The organism is Paraburkholderia sp. GAS199 (assembly GCF_050436585.1).
Taxonomy (GTDB): Bacteria; Pseudomonadota; Gammaproteobacteria; order Burkholderiales; family Burkholderiaceae; genus Paraburkholderia.
Window position 1 is genome coordinate 1,341,350 of record NZ_JBNDMM010000001.1, and the last position, 19,106, is coordinate 1,360,455.

The following is a 19,106-nucleotide window of genomic DNA, read 5'->3' on the forward strand; positions in this document are numbered from 1 at the left end:
CGTGGATAAAAAGGGGCAGATTTAGCGTGGCGGAGCGAGGAACCGGGGAATCTTGACCGTAAATGCCGTCACGTTCTGGTCAGACTCAATCCCGATTGATCCATCATGGGCACGCGCGATGCATCGGCAGATATACAGGCCAAGGCCAATGCCGGAAGATGGCTTCTTCTGCACGGGCGAATGACCTGCGCGCGTTAACGGATCAAAGATCGTAGGGATCGCGCTCGCCGGTATCGGGGCACCACCGTTGGAGACAGAAAGTATTATCTGCGCGCCATCGCCTGCAGCTTCCAGCCGGAGGTCCCCCGCCCCGTGTTGGACGGCATTGTTTAACAGATTGACGATCAACTGGTTGATACGGGCACCGTCCAGAATGCCGGTCAGTTCGCCCGCCAATCGCACGTCGATCCGCGCATCAGGATACGCGGCGCGTACCTCATCGGCCGCGCCGTGGCAGATGCTTCCGACATCCTGTTGGGTCGGCTCAACCGGGATGGTGCCGCCGAGGCGCGTACGCGTGAAGATAAAAAGATCGTCAATCATCTCCTTGACCCGGGTGGCGCTGCGCTGCAAGTTCGCGCCCGCTCGCACGCTGGTAGGTGATAAATTCTCGTCCTGCAGCAGGATGTACGCCGTATTCAGTATCGCTCCCACTGGCGAACGCAAGTCGTGCGCCAGCATGCCGGCAAAAAGCTCCCTGGTCTGCTCAACGTTCGTTGCAAATTGCTGGACTGCCTCCGCGAGCATCTGATCAATTGCCTCATTGAAGCGAATCATTTCCTGAAACGCCGCCGCGTCGAGCATTGCCTTAAGTTGCCACCTGCGAAGAACGCTCGCCCGCAGCGCCCGGTATTCCGCCACAAGAGCGTTGATCCCAAAGCCGTGAGACAGACGGTCGTCCGCATGTACACGCCCGATCCGGTTAAACGCTGAATCCGGCCCGGATCGGCCGCCGTGCGATTTTTTCAGTTGCTGGGCGCCAGTCTGCGCTTCCCGCATGTCGGCAGCGATGCCTTTAAGCAGGCTGCTCGCCGAGTCGCGCAACTGAGCTTCCGACAGATGACTGTCCGCCGGACTGACCGTGCGGGCATAATCTGCCCAGTCGTCAATCAATCCATCCAGGTTAGCTTCAATAAAGTCTGAGAGCGTCATGTGATCCTCGGTTGCGGAAACGAGCGTCGCTTGTAGTTATACCGGGATAAGAATGCTTTGCGATTTTCGAAAATGTGGAACGGACGTTGCTCACGCAATTACGCGTTTAATGTCAATAGTACCGTACGAGCATATGTCATTCCTTCTAAATACCGCTCGCTGGACTCAGCGCGATATGCTCCGGGTGGGGATACGTCGCCCACGGCTGCTCGTGGTCGACGATTTCCGGGATGGGGTAGAAGCCATTTCATTGTTTCTTTCGCTGTCAGGATACAACGTGCAATATGTGCTCAGCGGGCTGGAAGTCGCCACCGCAGTTATTGCCTGCCCTCCTGAGATTGCGCTTCTTGACATTAACATGCCCCGCATGGATGGCTTTTCCGTCGCACAACACTGCGGCAGGACTGGCAGACCCGGCATATCCTCATCGTTGCGTTCACGGCTCAGGATGAGCCTACGATCCGGAAAGACGGGATTGTGGCGGGTTTCGACGCGTACTGTCAGAAAGGCGGCAGCCTCGATTCCCTCCTGCGCCTCTTTAGGAAGGTGGGTCGGCTGGACGAAGTTTGAGTCGAATGCCGGTGGACGGTGAGGGTCCGCGGTCAGAGCGAAGCAGCCCCTCGAATGTCCAAACGACGACCGCGTTGAGTGACTTATCCTGGCCGGCAAGCGAACGCTCGCCGGCCGCCAGCCATCAAACTTCAGTCTGCTCGGCCATCTCGAGCGCATCGTCTACCTCGATTCCCAGGTATCGCACGGTGCCTTCAATTTTTGTGTGGCCCAACAGCAATTGGACGGCGCGTAGGTTGTTGGTGCATCAATAAATCAACGACGCTTTCGTGCGTCGCATGGTATGCGTACCATACGCGGTGTCATCGAGTCCGATCGACGCGACCCAGCGATGGACGATGCGCGCCTACTGACGCGTCGAGACGTGCGCCAAGGCATGCAGCCGGCCCGGAAACAAATAGTCGGAAGGCTTCAATCCCCGCGCGGAGATACAGGCGGCGACACTTTCACGAGTTTGCTCCGTGATTTCAAACTGCACTGGTCGATGGGTTTCTTGCTGCATGAAAGTCGTGCGAGCTACGACATGACCTTCGATGTAGACGTCCTGCACCTGTAGTCGCATCAAATCGCACTCCCGAGGCTTGCTGTCAATTGCAAGGTTAAACAGCGCCAGTTCACGAGCGTTGGACGCCATCTGGAGTCTCGTCCAAATTGCCCAGATCTCACGGACTTTCAATGGCGGTTTCTGATCGGTCAGCCTTCCCTTGTTCCAAGGTACCCCTTCGGCGGGCACGGTGCGTGCTCGGACAAAAGATGGCTGCGTATGGATCACGCCGGTCGCGAGCTTGTCGCAGCAATCACCATTGTCGCAGCATTCACCGATTTCTCACTTGCTATTTCTGTGAGGGTAATGATCGAGTTGCTCTTGGCACCTTTGTGGGGGAAAGCCACAATCCATCGTTGATTTGTAATGAGGATAGCTAGCCTATTTTCTTCTCAGGAGAATTTCACAGCGTGTAAATCGGGGCGATTTGCGAAGCGCGCGGCGTTCGCACATCCAATTGCCGAATCCATCAGCTTGCCAACTTTTCATAGGAATGCGAGCTATGCCACCCAGGCAACTCAAAATCGGCATTCTCACGCATATCAGATACCCGATCGTCGAACCATTCGCCGGTGGACTCGAAGCGTTTACCTATGACATCACCAGCCGATTACGAGCTCGCGGACATGACGTGAGCCTGTTTGCAGCAGGAGGCTCCGCGCCTGAGTTACGGGTCGAGCGGATGGACATCACCTCCGCCATCAGAAGCAACGCAAAGAAGCACGATCACGATAGTCTGAGTTCCGAGTTCATTGCAGAACATCATGCCTACATGAGTTGCATGCAGCGAATCGACAATTACCACTTCGATGTGATCCTGAACAGTTCCCTGCACTATGTGCCAGTCACGATGGCCGGTCTTATCTTAACGCCAATGCTGACAATTCTTCACACGCCACCTTTTTTCGAATTGATCAATGCGATCGCAGCAAGGCAAGAACGGGAAAGCGGTTTTTACGCCACTGTTTCAATGGCGAACGCATCCACATGGTCGGATCTTGTTCCCCAATGTACGGTGATCCCGAATGGTATCGACCTCGATTTCTGGTTCCCTGCGTCCGGCCGCATCAATGACCATGCGTTCTGGTATGGGCGTCTAGTACCAGACAAAGGCGCGCATCTGGCACTAGATGCCGCGCGCGACGCAGGCATGACGATCAGGATTGCTGGTCGGTGCGAAGATCGACCGTACTTCGAGCGTGAAATCGCCCCGCGTCTGGGGCCGCGGGCGACCTATCTCGGACATCTCGACAGGACCGAACTCGTCGAAGAAATCGGTCATTCAGCGGTATGTTTGGTTACGCCATGCTGGGACGAGCCGTTCGGCCTGGTTGTGGCAGAGTCCTTTGCTTGTGGCACTCCCGTCGTCGCTTTTGCGCGAGGCGCGTTGCCGGAACTGGTCACGGCCGGAACCGGCATCCTTGTCGAGCCGGGCAACGCGCCCGCATTGGCTGCGGCGCTCGCCCGTTCTCATACGCTCGACCGGCAAGCTTGTCGTTTGAGGGCCGAAAATCTGTGGAGCCTCGATCTGATGACATCCCGATACGAAGCCTTGCTGGATGAAATCTCCATCAAGGCGTGCGCCGATGCATAAGCTGTCGGTTGGATACTACGTGCATCATCACGGACGCGGCCATGAACGTCGTGCGTTCGCTGTTGCCGCGGAATTGCCGGTAACGGTGACACTATTCGGCAGTAATCTGCCTGTGGGAAACTCGCCGGAAGGCGTGCGCAATTGCAATCTTCCCGCCGATCATGAAGAAGGAGTCGTAGCTGATTCGTTTGCGCATCTTCACTACGCGCCATTAGGAGTCAAGGGAATAAGAGAACGCTCCCGGATTCTGGTCGACTGGTTCGAGGCGAACTGGCCGTGTGTGCTAGTTGTCGACGTCTCGGTCGAAGTCGCTGCGCTGGCCCGCCTTTGCAGCATACCGGTGATATACGTACGGCAACGCGGAATGCGGCTCGATATGGCCCATCAACTCGCGTACGAAAGCGCCGCCAGTCTGCTCGCCCCGTACCCCAGGGAACTCGAGGAGCCTACGGCTCCAGAGCATTGGCGGTCAAAAACCGATTACACGGGCCATATCTCGCGATACTGCCGCCGTGAAGTAGAAAAGGAGCCGCTACGCGCTACGGTCACCGTACTGACAGGCTTCGGAGGAACGGACTTTCGGACGGACAGAATTGTCGAGGCCGCGCGCGTCTGTAGTGACTGGGAGTGGACAGTCGTTGGACCCGTCCAGCCAGTTGGAGTGATCGACCTGCCTCGCAATCTGCGATTCGTAGGTGTCGTTGCCAATCCAGATGAATGGCTGCGCGACGCTACGGTGGTGATCGGATCGGCGGGCGATGGTGTGGTGGGCGAAGTCGCGGAACTGCGAGGCCGGCTCGTCTGCATTCCGGAGCGACGGCCATTTGGTGAGCAGCAGTCAGTGGGAAAAATTCTTGAGTCTGCCGGCTTGGCTATCTGCTGCATCGATTGGCCCGAGGCCGAGCAATGGCCGGGCATCCTGAAGAGAGCGTTGCAGCTCGATCCAGATCGTTGGGCCACGGTTGCCGACGGACTGGGCGCCAAACGCGCAGCGGCGGCGATCATGCGAATCGCGGCCATCACATTGCAGGGGCTTTGATAGATGGAAATTCTCACGCTAGTGCATGGCCGTCGTCCGCATCTCGAGAACCTCATTCGAGGACTCGAACGCTCGACGGTCTTGCCCGATGCCCTGATCATCGTGCAGATGAATGAAGAGCCGGAGCAATGGTCGGGTTATCGCTTTCCAGTCATCAGTCATGTCGTGCGCGATGTGGACCGTAGATTACCTCTTGCGTCGGCTCGCAACGCTGCGGTCGAACGGGCGTTGGGAGACAACCTGATATTTCTGGACGTCGACTGCATTCCTTCTCGCCAGCTTGTCGAGCGCTATAGAGATCGATTACGCGCAAAAGAGCCTGTTCTGCTCCAGGGCGCAGTCAGTTACCTGCCTGCCGGAGCAGTACGAGACGGCTGGTCGGAAGAGCAGCTCAACCGATTGGGCAGCTTGCATCACGTCCAGGAGGGGCACCGTCCGGACGATGACATTTCGCATCAGCTATTCTGGTCGCTGAACTTCGCTTGCAGCAGGCGGACTTTCGAAACGATCGGCGGCTTCAACGCGGAATACATCGGCTACGGTGGAGAAGATACCGACTTTGCTTTTCGGGCCAGGCGATCTCGCGTACCGGTTAAAGCGGTATCGGCACTTGCGTTTCATCAGTACCACCCGACCTTTTCTCCGCCACTTAATCATTTCACGAGTATCGTCGCGAATTCAGAGCGGTTTTATGAGGTGTGGGGAGAATGGCCGATGGGCGGTTGGCTCGCGGAGTTTGCCGCTGCGGGCTTCCTGCGGATCGATAGAACAAGACTTGTTGTTTTGCGCGTTCCGACCAAAGAGGAGATCTTGGCGTGCCTCGCCTGCGGGACCAATTGAATGCCATTGCATCGGTAAAAGAAGCGAACGCAATGTTGCAATTCCACGGAGATAAGATTGGACAACCGGCTCAGGTCCGAATCATGCACTGTGTTGAACGTTGGCTGACTGCGGATTCCTTCTGCGCTTCAGGTCGACTTAAACACGGGATAATCCATGTCACTCATCATCGCTGCGAGATTCAATACCTTTGAAAAAGCGGAAGACGCATCCACCAAACTGCAAGCCAAAGGTATTAGGAAAGAAGATGTTTCGATCATTTACGTGACAGACCACGGGCAGCACGCGCGAACGCCGATCGGCGGAGATGCAATCGACGATCCAGGGTCGAAGCAGGCGCCGAAAGGAGCGGGAAAGGGAGTGCTGATGGGGGCGATAGTTGGAGTGTGCATCGGCGCAGGTATCCGCTTTGGATTACACGCCCCTTGGGTCACCATTGCCGTTGCGACGGCGGTCGGTGCTTATGTAGGATCGTTGTCGGGTGCCATGTCCCACACTAAAACATCGCGACAGCATTCGCAAACATCGTTGGATAACTTCGAAAACGCCCGGCAATCCGGTGTACTGATAGCGATACGCGCAGGGCAAAAAAGTGCAGATGCCGTCATTGAAACGCTAGAGTCATGTGAAGCCATGGACATCGAGAATGCGTCAGGCATCTGGCAACGAGGCCGTTGGGCAGACTTCGATCCTACGAGGGCGCGTCAACCGGCAGCCAGAGCGCAGTAAAGCCAATCCGTATAACGCATCGTCAACGAGGGTCGTGCGTGTCGACGAGTACATCGCGAGAACGTGCTGGCCGAACGGGAGTCGCGGACACTCGTTCGGTTTATGCTAAGTTCAGACTGCGGCAGCTTCCTCCGTGACTTCTTCAGCCGCGAGCTTTGTGAGTTTCAGATCGGCTGCCTTCTCTTCTTCGAGCGTTTCCATAAGGAGCTTCATTGCATCCTTCTCGCCGAGCTTCTTTGCAAGTGCGGCGAGTGTCCCGTAAGTCGCAATTTCGTAATGCTCGACCTTTTGCGCGGCGCCGATGAGGCCGGCATCCAGCACGGCGCCTTTCTCGATTTCGTCGACCAGTTCCTGGCTTTCCTCGACGAGACCTTCCATTGCAGCGCATTTGATTCGCATCAGCTTGATTCCGCATGACTCGACGATCTGATCGATACGCAGGATCTGACCACGCGTTTCTTCAAGATGGCTCTCGAAGATTGCCTTGAGGTTCGCATTGGTTGCCGCGCGCGCCATTTTTGGCAGCGCCTTGGTGAGCTGTTTTTCGGCGCTATAAACATCCGACAGCGAGTGTATGAACAGATCTTTCAGTGTTTTTGAGGTCATGATAAATTCCTTTGATAGTTGAATAGTTAGTGCCGCGCGCCAAGGTGCGTCAATTCCTCACCTGATCAGGCTCTGTTACACGCAGGCGCGGAGGGCTTGCACTCTTAAGTCGCGCGATCAGGCAGGCTGGGCGGCACCGAGGTCAGCACCTGTGACGGGATCACTGCTAACGTCAGACGCTGTACGGGCTGCCATCGCCTGCAACGCGTCCACATCTGCGGCATTCACGTTCACTGTTGCAAGGCCGTCGCCGCCATCGACCGCCGGTTGGGGATCTTCCACGAATGTCCACTCCGGACCGTCGTTCCACGGTCCACGAGTTTGCGCTTCGTCTCCCTGAGACATGTTGTAGTAGACGCTCGTGAAGTCCGGATTGCCCGGCAGCTTTCCTTGCGGGAAATTGGGCTGTATCGAATGAAGTGCCTTTTCGAACGATTTCTGATGCGCAATTTCCCGCGTCATCAGGAAGCCGAGTGTGTCGCGAATCCCCGCATCATCGGTCACGTTAATCAACCGCTCGTAGACGATTTTGGCGCGCGCTTCCGCCGCGATATTCGAACGCAGATCAGCAGTGGGCTCGCCTATTGTGTCGACGTAAGCGGCTGTCCACGGTACGCCGGCAGAATTGATTAACGCGGGACCGCCACCGAAAAGCAGTGAAGTCGTGTGCGAATCGTTGCCGCCGCCCGTCATCGAGCGATAGAGCTCGGCTTCGCTTTCCACCGCTTCGGCAAGCCGGCCTTTCGCGCCCTTATTCAGCATTGCGATAATGGAGCCAATGATTTCGAGGTGGCTCAACTCTTCGGTGGCAATGTCGAACAGCAGATCTTTACGACCCGGGTCATCCTCACCAACTGCCTGCGTGAAATACCGGCAGGCTGCGCCAAGCTCGCCCTGAGGGCCGCCAAACTGTTCGAGAAGCAGATTTGCCAAGCCAGGATTAGGCGCGGCTACGCGCACGGTGTACTGGAGTCGCTTGTTGTGAATGAACATGAAGTTCTCCTTTGAACTCAGGTTACGCCGTTACGCAAGTGGCGCCCGAACTGGACGCGTGTGACTTGTGCTGACCGGCGGTGAATTGCTGAGCGGTGACGGGTCCGATGTCCCGACACACCTCCTGATCGAGGCGCCCAGATCTCAAAGCGATAGCGCTTTGGCGTAGTCGCAGCAAAACGCCGCGGGGGTAAACTGTGTGAGGTGAGCCACTCTGAGATGTGCGTACGCTTCCATGAAGGTATTTCCCGCATCACGCGATATCGTCTCAATGGGCAGGACGGCGTCGACGGTCAATGGTGAGATCACCCCGCGCACTGCCGCCTTCGTCTTCGAATGGCGGCTGATGACGGAAGCCCGCGTTACCCGAAACCAGCGCGATAATCGCGCCGACCACAAGCGCAGCAAATGAGAACCAGGAGGCACGTGCGACACCGCGTGCTGCCGTATCTGCCATCTGACGGGCGTCGTCGGCTTCTGCCTGAGGGCTCGAGGCCTGCGCGGCCGCCGATGCGACGGCGCCCTGAACCTGCGCCTTGAGTGAGTTCAGCATCGATCCACCGGCAGCGGGAGGGGTCGCCGCAGGCGTCGCGGTTGCGCCGGTCGCTGCAACGCTGCCCGCTGCACTAACAGCACTTCCCACCAGCGATGTCGCGCCATACGCCATCACAATGATCATCACGCCCCAGGCGAGGAGACCGTGCAGCCATCCGAGAACCGGCGCGCAGCGGCCAGCAAAATAAGAACCGACAAAGACAGCAATGACCGTCATCACAATCATGTAAGCGCCAGAGCCGAAAGCAAAACTCCTTGAGGAATCTGGCTGGATGAAAGGCGAGAGCACCGATGCCCCAATGGCGGTGCCGAGTACGGTCAGCACCAGATAGGCGATTAGTGAAAGGATGACTCCGGCAATGACGGAACCCCAAGAAATTCGCGGGAGACCGTCTTGAGTAGTGAGCAGGCGCATTGATTTCTCCGTGAGTTCGGAAGCCGAGGCGAGCTGTCCCGCTTGAGTGGCTTTGCCGCTAACCGGGCGCGCAACGACCATTCCCAATGTGCCGCATGAGGGGATCGGAGGCTAAAAACGTTGGGCAGGACAAGCACGCGGGGATAAATGAGTGAGGCTGACTGCGCAGTCGCTGCAATTGAGGGTATTGCACTTTCCTTACGTATGCGCCGCTGGAAGCATCACCTCATATCGTTACATTGGCTTCGTAACGGTAGATCGAATCGAGACGCTCGCCACTGCGGGATATCATCATGTTGCGCATCATCTTCGCCTGGAATAATTCATTCGAGCCTGACGGACCTGGAATCTCCACCGAAGCGCAGTTTATTTGCCTGAATACAGATCTGCGAGTCGGTGTAGGTCAGGCGCGATTCATGCGCGTTCTTTGGCATGGCCAGTGGAGGTGCTTTAAATGAAAACGCGAATATTTACCTATCTCGCCTGTGGATGCGGCCACCACGGCACCATCGTCGAGAGTTTTGAACTGAGCGCATCGAACGACGGCTGGTATCAGGCCTGGCTGCGCAATCTTTCGCATGCCGGTCACTACGATGCGCTCGATGAACTTTTCGCTGAAACCACTCCGGGGTGCCCGATCTGCGGTCAAAGCCTTGGACCCGAACATATTGTTGGGCGAAGCGTGCAACCTGGGCTGGCTGAGTTGAGGCCAGACCAGCGAGAAGCGAACGCGATCAGTCCGGTTTTCTCAGCCCGGGGCGCTTCGCTGACCTCAGGGCCCTCCCGCGCGAGACTGCGCCTTGTGTCCTCCCGGGAATTTCCATGAGCGGCTGCCCTAAGGATCGCAAGCTACCTTGCGCCCGACCCGGACGACGGGCAATCGGTCGCCCTCTACCTGATCCGCCACGCAGGCGTGGAAAACTGACAAGGCCGAGTGCTGATCGGGGCGGTGAGTTTTCAACCGGTCAGCGACCTCTGGTTTCAGCGCCTGCCGTCTGCGTGTCCTTGCCCACAGCCGGTACCCTGTGGACGCAGGCCTATGCCGCTTTGTTTACTTCGCTTATCTGTTGGCAACATATCGAATCGGTGATTGTTCAAAACAGTGACGCCTGGGCGTCACTTATTCTACAAACTCTACAAACGTTTGAGCGCCGCGCTGGCCCATTGCGCTTCTGGATGGGTGGCCGGCTGCACCATGTCGATTGGATAAAGACTTCGCCGGAAGATACGCGGCAGTTGCCAACTGCCCGCAGGAAAGATTCGACCGTGAGCGAATCCAGCACTTTCTTCTCCAGAAGAATTCCGCGCGGTCGGCTGCACTGACCCAATGGAACGCCGCTTTCTGGTTGCTGAACTATTGATCGATAGGGAGCGCGCGAATGGCCGAGCCGGTTGAGATCAGGTTAAGCGTCGGATCCGGCTCTTCGTCAATCCTATATAGTGCGCGTTAAACTCACGTTCCTCCTGATACCTCGCCCTGACATGAGCGATACGAAAAACCCTTTGCCATCACAGTCTGGTGCACGCCCCAAACGCATCGTCGCGATTGGGGCCTCCGCCGGAGCGCTGCCCGCCTTGGGACAGTTTTTCCGGGCTGCTTCAGACGCCTCGCACGGCATGGCGTTCATCGTTGTGGTTCACCTGTCACCTGATTCTGAGAGCCACCTGGCTGAGCTTCTTTCGCAGGAGACGCCACTCAAGGTGTGTGTGATTGAGGAAGGGCTGCTGATCGAGGCTGGCGGCGTCTACGTAATCCCGCCAAAAGTGTTGGCGACGATCGCCAGTAATGCGTTTCATCTCGAGCCTGTGATGGAACGTCCGGGAATCCCGATGCCCATCGATCGACTATTCACGTCTCTTGCGGCGGATCAGGGCGACCGGGCGATTGGTATTGTGCTAACTGGCGCGAACGCAGACGGAAGTGCCGGGTTGCGTGCGATCAAGGCCGAAGGCGGTATGGTGATGGCACAGTCTCCCGAAACGGCCGAACACAGCGCCATGCCCAAATACGCCATCTCTACCGGCCTCGTAGACTTCGTCATGCCGGTCGCGAAGATGCCGGCGGCACTCGTCGAATACGTTGATCGTTCTGAGTCGGTCACATTGCGTGACCCGGAAGCGGACAACCCGGTCGCAGATCTGGAGCCGGTCCTGAGGGCACTCGCCGCTGCCGGTTCGGACTTTCGCGGTTATAAGCGGGGAACCCTCGAGCGTCGCATTGCCAGGCGGATGTCAGTCAACCGGTTGACCAGTCTCGAAGCCTACTGCGATCTGCTCAGAAACCGGGACGAAGAGGCCGAAGCACTCAGTCTGGACATGATGATCGGCGTCACTGAATTCTTCCGCGATCCGGATGCGTGGCGCGTGCTGGCTGACCGCGTGCTCGGTCCGCTCCTGAGCGAGCCGGATGGCGAGCAGCCTTTGCGCGTCTGGGTCCCCGGGTGCGCGACGGGCGAAGAGGCCTATTCGATGGCAATGCTTCTCAAAGAGGAAATCGAAAAACGTCAAGGTTCGCGAAAGTTCATGATTCTCGCTTCTGACGTGAACCGCGCGGCGTTAGTCCGGGCGCGGGCAGGCATTTATGCTCCCGGAACTGCCCTGCCACTTGGCCAGGCGCGGCTCGAACGATTCTTTCAGGCTCACGCAGACGGCTATCAGGTTCGACCTTGCCTGCGCGACACCATCCTCTTCACACCGCAGAATCTGATTGCGGATCCGCCATTTTCGCGGGTCGACCTCATCAGCTGCCGCAATCTGCTCATCTACCTGGAGCCGGAAGCACAGCAGCGAGTTTTCGAACTTTTTCATTTTTCGCTGAATCCGCTCCGCTATCTTTTTCTTGGCCGGTCGGAAAGTACCGATCCCGACTCGGTCCAGTTTAATGAAGTATCCAAAGCGTGGCGGATTTACCAGCGAACTCCGGCCGCCGTGAATGTGTCCGGATACCGCTTCGCCGCACGCCCGGTTCGTCGCGAAGAGTTTCCGCCATCCAGCCGCGCAGGCGCGAGAAGCAAGGGATATGCGGAACTGGTCAATGCGACGCTTCTCGCTGAGCATCATGCGGCGTCGGTGCTCGTGAACGCGTCGCATCAGGTTCTGTATATCAGTGGTGCCGCCGATGAATATCTTGCCCAGTCTGCGGGAGAACCGACTGGCAATCTTCTCGACATGGCGCGAGAGGGCCTGCGTCTGAAACTACGGATCGCGCTCAGGCGTGCCGTCGACAGCGGATCACCCGATCCGGTCAGCGAGGTAGTATCGAATAACGATGCCCTGCCGGTGAAAATCACGGTAACCCGCCCCTTCGACACCCCGAATGTGAATGGAGCGCTACTCGTCATCTTCGCGCGACTGCCTGTCGCCGAACGCCCAGCGCTGGCGGTTCCGTCTGGTGTCGACTCGGATCTCTGGCACCTCGAAAGCGAACTGCGCACAACCCAGGCCGCTCTGGGCAATACCATCGAAGAGCTCGAAGAAACCAATAGCGAACTGAGGGTCTCGAACGAAGAGATCCTGTCGATGAACGAGGAATTGCGATCCGCCAACGAAGAACTGGAAACCTCGAAGGAAGAACTGCAGGCGGTCAACGAACAGCTGAATCTGGTCAATCTGCAACTGGAACAGAAGGTCGCTCAAGCGACCGCATTGAACGACGATATCACCAACCTTCTCGCAAGTACGGAGATCGCTACCGTCCTCCTTGACGGACAGGGCGTTCTGAAGCGGTTTACGCCGGCCGCCGGCAAGATGTTCGGGCTCGCACCCGCCGATATCGGACAAGCGTTTGCCGAACTCCTCGGCGCGCCTTTGGGAGACGCGCTCATGCTGGATGTCGAGCGCGTTGCATCGGGCCTGACTGAACACGCCGAGAGGGAGATTCATACCGCTTCCGGTCTGTACTACGTAAGGCGGATCACACCGTACGCGGTGGTCAGAGGGTTATCCCCGGTGGGCGCAGTCATTACCTGGACGGATATCACACATATCAGACAGTCCGACGAGCGCGCACGGCGCCTCGCAGCAGTTGTTCAGAATTCGAACGACGCCATTACGGTATTCGGCCTGAAAGGCCGATTCCTGGCGTGGAACAGGGCCGCTACCGAGATTTACGGTTTTAGCGAGGACGAAGCGCTCGGTATGTCGGTCTCCGATCTGCTACCTGCCGGCGCAAGGGCGGACCACCTCGATTTCATTCGCCATGCACTGGATAACGAAGCGCTTCACTCTTATGAGACACAGAGAATCGCGAAGGACGGTCACGTAATCGACATCTGGTTGACCCTGTCTATCCTGCAGGATGAATCTGGCAACGCCATCGCTGTTGCTTCGACCGAACGCGATATGTCGGACCGCAGTGCCAGTAACGCCCAGCTTCGGGAGCGTGCCGAGCAGCTTGCACTAGCAGACCGGCGAAAGAACGAATTTCTGGCAATGCTCGGGCACGAGTTGCGCAATCCGCTTGCGGCGCTATGGTCAGCGGGCAATCTGCTTGCTTCGGACGTGGCCGACGATTCGAAAAAAACCTGGGCGACGGGCGTCATACAGCGACAGGGTGCGGCAATGATGCGCCTTGTGAATGACATGCTGGACATCAGCCGGATTTCGAGCGGCGGCATCGAACTGAACCGGCAGACGGTCGCACTCAGGAGCGTCATGCAAAGTGCCCTTGAAGTGTGCCAGCCGATCATCGACGAGCGCCGACATAAGCTGAAAGTCTCGTTACCTGGCGACGACATGTATCTGTACGCCGATCCCACGCGGCTGTCACAGGTTATCGAAAACATCGTTATCAATGCCGCCAAATTCACGCCGCCCGGCGGGCAGATCGCGATTCGCGTCACCAGTTCAGCGCACAGACTGTCGATGAGCATCAAGGATAATGGCCGTGGAATCCCGTCGTCCATGTTAGGCAATCTGTTCGACATGTTCGTGCAGGGAGTGGCTTCCGACAGCCAGCGCGATCATGGACTTGGTGTCGGACTGTCCGTCGTCCGGCGGCTCGTCGAGTTGCATGGGGGCTCGGTCAGGGCGTTGAGCGACGGGCGTACCGGCAGCGAGTTCATTATCGACCTGCCGCTGGGTGCCCCGCCCGGTAAACAGGGGACTTCCGATCTAACCGGACCAGAAGACCCGCCACGCCCGAGGCGCATCCTCATCATCGACGACAATGCCGATGCCGCGGAGGCCTTGAGAATGCTCCTCGAAATCGACGGACACCAGCTCGAGGTCCATGCCGACGGCTCGTCGGGTATTGTCGCGGCGGACACGTTCCGGCCTGAGATTATCCTTCTGGATATCGGGTTGCCCGACATGGATGGGTACACAGTTGCAAAAAAATTGCGCGAGTTAGAAGGCGGCCACAGGCTGATCCTCGTAGCCGTCACAGGATATGGCCTGCCTGCCGACCGTATCCGTTCGGCAGAGGCGGGATTTGATTACCACCTGACCAAACCGTTAGATATGCAAGATGTCGCCCGAATCTTGAGAGCGTTGGCATAACTGCGTTTGAACTGACGATCATAGCGCCCGGCGCGTTCCTATCTAACAGTCGCGTCAGCCGCGACGCTTTGTCTTGCAGCGCTTTGGCGTGGAGACACAGCGTTTAGTCCAGTTGCCGGGTAAGCGCGGGGATTGGCACCCAAGTGGTGAATCATCGCAACATGCCTGGGTGTCCGATAAAATTGGATCTTCGAAACATGGCAGCAATGCAGCAGATCCCGGAAAAACCGCAACACATCCTTTATCGCGCAAGTTCTCCTCCTAAAGGCCCACGCACGAGACGCCAATCGTTCGACGCCCACACCTCCCGTTGACCGGCATCATATGGCGTGACCCCGATGATGGTTGCGCTTGCCGCTCCGATACCTTGCTCGCCGATGACCAATGCAAACGACGAGTAGACGACTCCGAGAGCCGTCGACCAAGTGAAAGCGCTTGCTCAGAAACACTGCCGTCTAACTCGATCTGGGCCTGATGCTGCTCGAACATCGCAGAAGCTGCGAAATGCCGGGCCGCAAAAATAAGTAGGAATAGGGTTCGAAAAAAGACTGACCGGCCGCGAGGCCGGCTAGTCTGGCGTCTTTCTCAAAAATATCTACGAATGCCGCGCAAGGTTTATTGCGCGCCAGATGCAGCGGTATCGGCTGCACCCTTCGCATGCGGGTCGCTCTGCGGCATGCGGGTCGGCGACTTCATTGTGTTTGAGCTTTTTGATCCCGACTTGCTGCCGGTTCCACCTGCGTCATTTGGTGCACTCATACCTGTGCCGCCACCCTGGCCGCCCGAACCGGCGGCACCGGCGCTGCCCCCCGAGCCACCGCCTGCCCCACCGCTGCCGCCCCCGGCCCCCTGTGCCGATACGGACCCGGCGAACGCCAGTAACAGTGCCGCGCAAACGGCAGTTTTCCTTGTCTCATTCATGATTGTCTCCCTCGTGATGTCGACGACGCTGATTGCGGCGCCCACATCACTCGCCGCAACGGGTATGCCCGTCACCTGAAATCAACCTCGACGGCGAAACGAAACTCATCCTGGGCTGGTGGCACCTTCAAGCATCGAGCTTCTATCGCCTAACGGACTGGCACCGACGGCGTCCGGCTTGCTCTGCAGTTCCGCTTTGCGCTTCGCGATTCTTGCGCCAGGCACTCATACATCAAGGTTCGATCTGCATAACTGCGGGAAAGACTCCCGCTCTCTTTCTTCAACATGAACCGACCGATTCATTTACCACCTCGAACGTTGCATCAGCCCCCTTCGCGCCCACATTCAGCATTACGAGCTTCGCAATTCGATCGCGAATCTCTCAACAATGCCATGACATGTCTTTTCATTGACTGCATGAGTGTCTGCGGAATTTAAACCGGATCGAGCCAAGGCATCCATCTCGATCTTGAGTTTATCGTTCCCGCGCCGTATCCACTCTTTCACCGTACCGAGCGGGACACCCATTGATAGCGCCACTTCCTTACCCGATCGCCTCCCGCACGCGCAATACACGGTTGACCCGCATTCCCTCTGCCGCGGAACAGGTCTCCCGTATCGGCTCACTCCACGTAAATGTCCGTCACGGGGTGGCGCCACTTTTTCCGCTCAGACAGAAGCCGTCGCGTAGCCGGTGACCGGCGGGTCGGATTCCGTCACCTTTCGCCTAGGACCGGTATGCCATGCCCGCAGGTCATGGCAGCGCGTTAGCCAAGACGTTAGTTAAACGATTACTCACAAAAGTGCGCGAAACGAAGGGTCGGATAACCACAACTATCATCCCCTTCAGCCCGCGATAGTGCCCAACTGAAGCGTCAGATAGCCACAACTATCCAGCCGTCTCAGCTGAATAGAACTCACGAACCGAACAGCAATCGTCTCGGATTATGGGGTCGGATTGATAATTTAATTTATGTCAAATTAAAGATTCCTGATGACTTTGCATCGCGTCATTACGCTTTCCACCAGTTACGCCCACCCTCCGCCGTCACGCTGCCATTCGCCTCATTCTCTGGTGCTCTCTGTCAGGCGTCGGGTTTTCATTGCTGTTTCTGGACGGCAACGTCTGCTTCCGCCCCGTTATCGGTCTAGGCAACAGGACGCCGCTCAGGCGTCGTAGCGTCTCGCGCTGCGATGAACTGCCAACCGCCTGAAGGTCGAAGGCGGCAAGCGCAAAAAAGCTCCAATTGGTGTCAAACCGTTCAATCGGATCCTGAAGCCGCCAGCAATCCTGCAGAGCCCGCATCGAACGGACCGGCCGACCTTCGCGCATCATCGAAGTGACGGCGTCTGGCGGACCTGCCGATTTCGATCGGTGACCGTCCCATAGCGTTGCTACTGCGGCCGCCCCGGGGACGTGGGCCCCGTACGTGCGGTAGCGCACATTCGCTGCTTGTGACTCGCCTAAGCGTTGACCATTCTTTCAAGGGCATTACTTCTCAATCCACTGGGAGAACGAAAATGCCCGGCCCCGACGACATGACGCCTGAGCAGCGTAAGAAGTTGTGCAACGAATGCTTGAATCGCATCCAAGATAAGAACAACCTGCCCGGGCTGCAGTTCATCGCTGACGTCCTGACGGGGGATATCTCGAGCGCAGTAGTTGACTGGGTGAAAGAGGTCGTTCACACCGCTGACAGCGATGACGACTGCTATAAGCTAGTAACGCCGAAGGAAGCGAGTGAAATCGCTGTAGCACGCCACCAAATTTATCATTTTGGCCCTACTGACAGACCTGCCGAGGTCGTCCAGATCGATCCGCCGTCCGACGAAAAAGATCGACTTGCCTAATCGGTCAGTTGGTCACTTGGGCATTTTGCTTGCTTCGCGTTCCGATTTTCGCAAGCTCGACTCGACCACACGGTGAACATCTTCAACCTGTTTGAGAGAAATCGGCTTGCCCTCAAAGGTTAGCGTGCGCCCGCTATTGAGCACGCTTTTCTCGAACTGGTAGTCCGCTTCAACCTGCTGCTCCTGCTGGTTGATCCCGTAAATGACGGCTTCCTTTGTGGTGGGACCCCGGCCTTGCGTCTGGATCATTTGCTGGACAACGAGCAGCGTATTGTGATCATAGCTGTAGTAATCGGAACCCGCGTCTGTTCGGATCTGGAGCACCATCCAGTTTTGTCCCACGTGGTCAGAAAGACCGATCGCTCCTGTCATCTCGGTCGTACTGTTACCGTTCCCGTCAAGGAATGGTGCGCAGACGGGCGCTCTCCCGTACTCCTGGCGAAGACGAGACATCAAGTCGGAACAGGCGCGATAGACCGGCCCGTAGACTCGAGGGTGATGAGGGGCTTCCACCGTTTGTGGCAGAACCGGTGTAGCCGCGCTGAGTTGCTCTGCTTCCTTGCGCGCCTGTTCAGCCTGCTCGGCCTGGTAGGCAGGATCGGCTTCGTGCGCGCAGCGCGCGCCATAGTCCGTAGTCACATCCGCGCCACGCCGGCACGCGTCGTACGTTGGGTCGCCCATATGCTGAATGTCATTCACCAGATTTGATGGGAATGCGCATCCTCCGAGGGCGAACAGCATCAAGGTGATTGGTGCCAGGCGCGTGATTCCGTAAAGCATGATGTGTGTTTCCCCGATTTTTGTATCTGGTCGTTTTTAACGACTGAATCACTGCTGGTCGGTTCGGAGATCCACATAGTGCACGCCATTTTCGACCTGGAGGGTGTGCTCTACTGCTTGAGGGCTGGCGCGCTATCGCAGGCGAATTAGGTCTAGCACGTCGTCGAACTTTTTTTGGGGCGAACGAACTGTTTTGACAATCTCCTCCAGCGGTATCCCGCGGGCAATGCTCACGTCGTTCTGGCCGTCGAGAAGTCTACGTCTTGTGACTCGCGATAGGAGCAGGCACTCGCGCACGCTCGGGATACCCTCCTCTCTTAGCATGCGGCGCAACTCTCTCGTCTTGAGTCGTCGCTGGCGCTTTCGTGGGCCGAATGCTTTGGCGAAGAGCCGCGCTGCCGTCACGTCCTCCAGGCTCCGGATAGTCGGATCGGCGGCCTGTCGTTTCATTTCTTCGCGCTGCTTTGCGTCGCCATAGCGCATGTTCTGAAGGTCATGGCCTTGGCGCAGCAGCTGGATCACCTCAAAGCGTTCCGCGTCTTCCCGGTACTCCGTGCCAACGCAATGGCGCAAAACTTCAGCGGCCCATGTTTCGTTCGCGAGCTCGAGCCGACGTAGGTGCTCATAAACATTTTCATGTCCGTGTGCGCTCTTCACGACGTGTTCGCGCAGTCGCACCTCAACAGATCGTTCGGTTTTCCCGACATAAAAATACTGCTTCTCACCCTCTTGTGTCAGGGTGAAAAGTCCGTAGACGACGAAAGGTCTTTGCAGGACGTCAGCTTTTTGCGTCATCGCATGTACCTCGATGTAATCGTTGCCGCGAAAATTAGCATGCATGCTAATGCGACACCGCCAACAGCGTAGGCCCACGCGTGCGCACGGCCACGTGTTCTCGCGAACACATAGCAACTCAGGATAAGACCTACTCCTGTTTGTCCTACGCCGCCGCCGGTGTGGGTGCCGCGACGGCCATGGTCCAGTTCGAGGAAGAACAAGCCAAAGGAACTGCTAACGA

Annotated in this window: 14 protein-coding genes and 1 pseudogene; 8 read left to right on the plus strand and 7 right to left on the minus strand. The window is 57.4% G+C overall.

The features are described 5' to 3' along the window. Window positions 1-21: 21 nt before the first annotated feature. Window positions 22-1,152: an ATP-binding protein gene (locus P3T18_RS05970; protein ID WP_429298973.1), complete on the minus strand. Its 1,131-nt coding sequence runs from the start codon at window positions 1,150-1,152 to the stop codon at window positions 22-24. A gap of 175 nt (window positions 1,153-1,327) precedes the next feature. Between P3T18_RS05970 and P3T18_RS05975 the strand changes: the two genes are divergently transcribed. Beyond that, window positions 1,328-1,744: a response regulator transcription factor gene (locus P3T18_RS05975; RefSeq protein WP_429299049.1), complete on the plus strand. Its 417-nt coding sequence runs from the start codon at window positions 1,328-1,330 to the stop codon at window positions 1,742-1,744. Window positions 1,745-1,846: 102 nt separating this feature from the next. Here the strand turns inward: P3T18_RS05975 and P3T18_RS05980 are convergent. Continuing rightward, window positions 1,847-2,455 (minus strand): annotated as a pseudogene (locus P3T18_RS05980) (tyrosine-type recombinase/integrase). 313 nt (window positions 2,456-2,768) lie between these two features. On the opposite strand from P3T18_RS05980, the gene P3T18_RS05985 reads away from it, so the two are divergent. The 4 genes from P3T18_RS05985 (at window position 2,769) to P3T18_RS06000 (ending at window position 6,468) form a co-directional block, all read left to right on the plus strand. Further along, complete coding sequence (locus tag P3T18_RS05985) at window positions 2,769-3,860, plus strand: glycosyltransferase family 4 protein (protein ID WP_429298974.1); 1,092 nt, start codon at window positions 2,769-2,771, stop codon at window positions 3,858-3,860. Beyond that, window positions 3,853-4,899 carry a hypothetical protein gene (locus P3T18_RS05990; protein ID WP_429298975.1) on the plus strand — a complete coding sequence of 349 codons (1,047 nt, stop codon included), beginning with the start codon at window positions 3,853-3,855 and terminating at the stop codon, window positions 4,897-4,899. Before P3T18_RS05985 ends, P3T18_RS05990 begins: the two co-directional genes overlap by 8 nt. Before the next feature lie 3 nt (window positions 4,900-4,902). Further along, the gene (locus P3T18_RS05995) at window positions 4,903-5,739 is read left to right on the plus strand and encodes a glycosyltransferase family 2 protein (RefSeq protein ID WP_429298976.1); all 837 of its coding nucleotides are present in this window, start codon (window positions 4,903-4,905) and stop codon (window positions 5,737-5,739) included. 156 nt (window positions 5,740-5,895) lie between these two features. Then, window positions 5,896-6,468 (plus strand): hypothetical protein, encoded by a 573-nt coding sequence (locus P3T18_RS06000; RefSeq protein ID WP_429298977.1) that lies wholly within the window; start codon window positions 5,896-5,898, stop codon window positions 6,466-6,468. Between the two features lie 111 nt (window positions 6,469-6,579). Here P3T18_RS06000 and P3T18_RS06005 read toward each other — a convergent pair whose 3' ends face one another. The 3 genes from P3T18_RS06005 to P3T18_RS06015 all read right to left on the minus strand — a co-directional run bounded on the left by P3T18_RS06005 (window position 6,580) and on the right by P3T18_RS06015 (window position 9,037). Continuing rightward, a complete protein-coding gene (locus tag P3T18_RS06005; RefSeq protein ID WP_429298978.1) occupies window positions 6,580-7,074 on the minus strand; it encodes a ferritin-like domain-containing protein in 495 nt (164 codons plus the stop codon). A gap of 117 nt (window positions 7,075-7,191) precedes the next feature. Next, window positions 7,192-8,067 (minus strand): manganese catalase family protein, encoded by an 876-nt coding sequence (locus P3T18_RS06010; protein WP_429298979.1) that lies wholly within the window; start codon window positions 8,065-8,067, stop codon window positions 7,192-7,194. Window positions 8,068-8,335: 268 nt separating this feature from the next. Beyond that, entirely contained in the window at window positions 8,336-9,037 is a 702-nt protein-coding gene (locus tag P3T18_RS06015; RefSeq protein WP_429298980.1) for a YrzE family protein, read from the minus strand. Window positions 9,038-9,491: 454 nt separating this feature from the next. On the opposite strand from P3T18_RS06015, the gene P3T18_RS06020 reads away from it, so the two are divergent. The 3 genes from P3T18_RS06020 to P3T18_RS06030 all read left to right on the plus strand — a co-directional run bounded on the left by P3T18_RS06020 (window position 9,492) and on the right by P3T18_RS06030 (window position 17,308). Then, window positions 9,492-9,863 (plus strand): hypothetical protein, encoded by a 372-nt coding sequence (locus tag P3T18_RS06020; RefSeq protein WP_429298981.1) that lies wholly within the window; start codon window positions 9,492-9,494, stop codon window positions 9,861-9,863. A gap of 656 nt (window positions 9,864-10,519) precedes the next feature. Further along, window positions 10,520-14,536, plus strand: coding sequence for a chemotaxis protein CheB (locus P3T18_RS06025; protein ID WP_429298982.1), 4,017 nt, complete (start codon window positions 10,520-10,522; stop codon window positions 14,534-14,536). A gap of 2,442 nt (window positions 14,537-16,978) precedes the next feature. After that, a complete protein-coding gene (locus tag P3T18_RS06030) occupies window positions 16,979-17,308 on the plus strand; it encodes a hypothetical protein (protein WP_429298983.1) in 330 nt (109 codons plus the stop codon). 12 nt (window positions 17,309-17,320) lie between these two features. On the opposite strand, the gene P3T18_RS06035 is transcribed toward P3T18_RS06030, so the two are convergent. Both P3T18_RS06035 and P3T18_RS06040 read right to left on the minus strand, forming a co-directional pair. Further along, complete coding sequence (locus P3T18_RS06035) at window positions 17,321-18,088, minus strand: hypothetical protein (protein WP_429298984.1); 768 nt, start codon at window positions 18,086-18,088, stop codon at window positions 17,321-17,323. Between the two features lie 132 nt (window positions 18,089-18,220). Continuing rightward, the gene (locus P3T18_RS06040; protein WP_429298985.1) at window positions 18,221-18,928 is read right to left on the minus strand and encodes a hypothetical protein; all 708 of its coding nucleotides are present in this window, start codon (window positions 18,926-18,928) and stop codon (window positions 18,221-18,223) included. Between the last annotated feature and the right edge of the window lie 178 nt (window positions 18,929-19,106).

Coding starts and splice junctions, on each gene's coding strand:
- P3T18_RS05990 (WP_429298975.1), top strand. CDS start 3,853: ATGCATAAGCTGTCGGTTGGATACTACGTGCATCATCACGGACGCGGC.
- P3T18_RS06010 (WP_429298979.1), bottom strand. CDS start 8,067: ATGTTCATTCACAACAAGCGACTCCAGTACACCGTGCGCGTAGCCGCG.
- P3T18_RS05985 (WP_429298974.1), top strand. CDS start 2,769: ATGCCACCCAGGCAACTCAAAATCGGCATTCTCACGCATATCAGATAC.
- P3T18_RS06000 (WP_429298977.1), top strand. CDS start 5,896: ATGTCACTCATCATCGCTGCGAGATTCAATACCTTTGAAAAAGCGGAA.
- P3T18_RS05970 (WP_429298973.1), bottom strand. CDS start 1,152: ATGACGCTCTCAGACTTTATTGAAGCTAACCTGGATGGATTGATTGAC.
- P3T18_RS06005 (WP_429298978.1), bottom strand. CDS start 7,074: ATGACCTCAAAAACACTGAAAGATCTGTTCATACACTCGCTGTCGGAT.
- P3T18_RS06020 (WP_429298981.1), top strand. CDS start 9,492: ATGAAAACGCGAATATTTACCTATCTCGCCTGTGGATGCGGCCACCAC.
- P3T18_RS06040 (WP_429298985.1), bottom strand. CDS start 18,928: ATGCATGCTAATTTTCGCGGCAACGATTACATCGAGGTACATGCGATG.
- P3T18_RS05975 (WP_429299049.1), top strand. CDS start 1,328: ATGCTCCGGGTGGGGATACGTCGCCCACGGCTGCTCGTGGTCGACGAT.
- P3T18_RS06015 (WP_429298980.1), bottom strand. CDS start 9,037: ATGCGCCTGCTCACTACTCAAGACGGTCTCCCGCGAATTTCTTGGGGT.
- P3T18_RS06025 (WP_429298982.1), top strand. CDS start 10,520: ATGAGCGATACGAAAAACCCTTTGCCATCACAGTCTGGTGCACGCCCC.
- P3T18_RS06030 (WP_429298983.1), top strand. CDS start 16,979: ATGCCCGGCCCCGACGACATGACGCCTGAGCAGCGTAAGAAGTTGTGC.
- P3T18_RS06035 (WP_429298984.1), bottom strand. CDS start 18,088: ATGCTTTACGGAATCACGCGCCTGGCACCAATCACCTTGATGCTGTTC.
- P3T18_RS05995 (WP_429298976.1), top strand. CDS start 4,903: ATGGAAATTCTCACGCTAGTGCATGGCCGTCGTCCGCATCTCGAGAAC.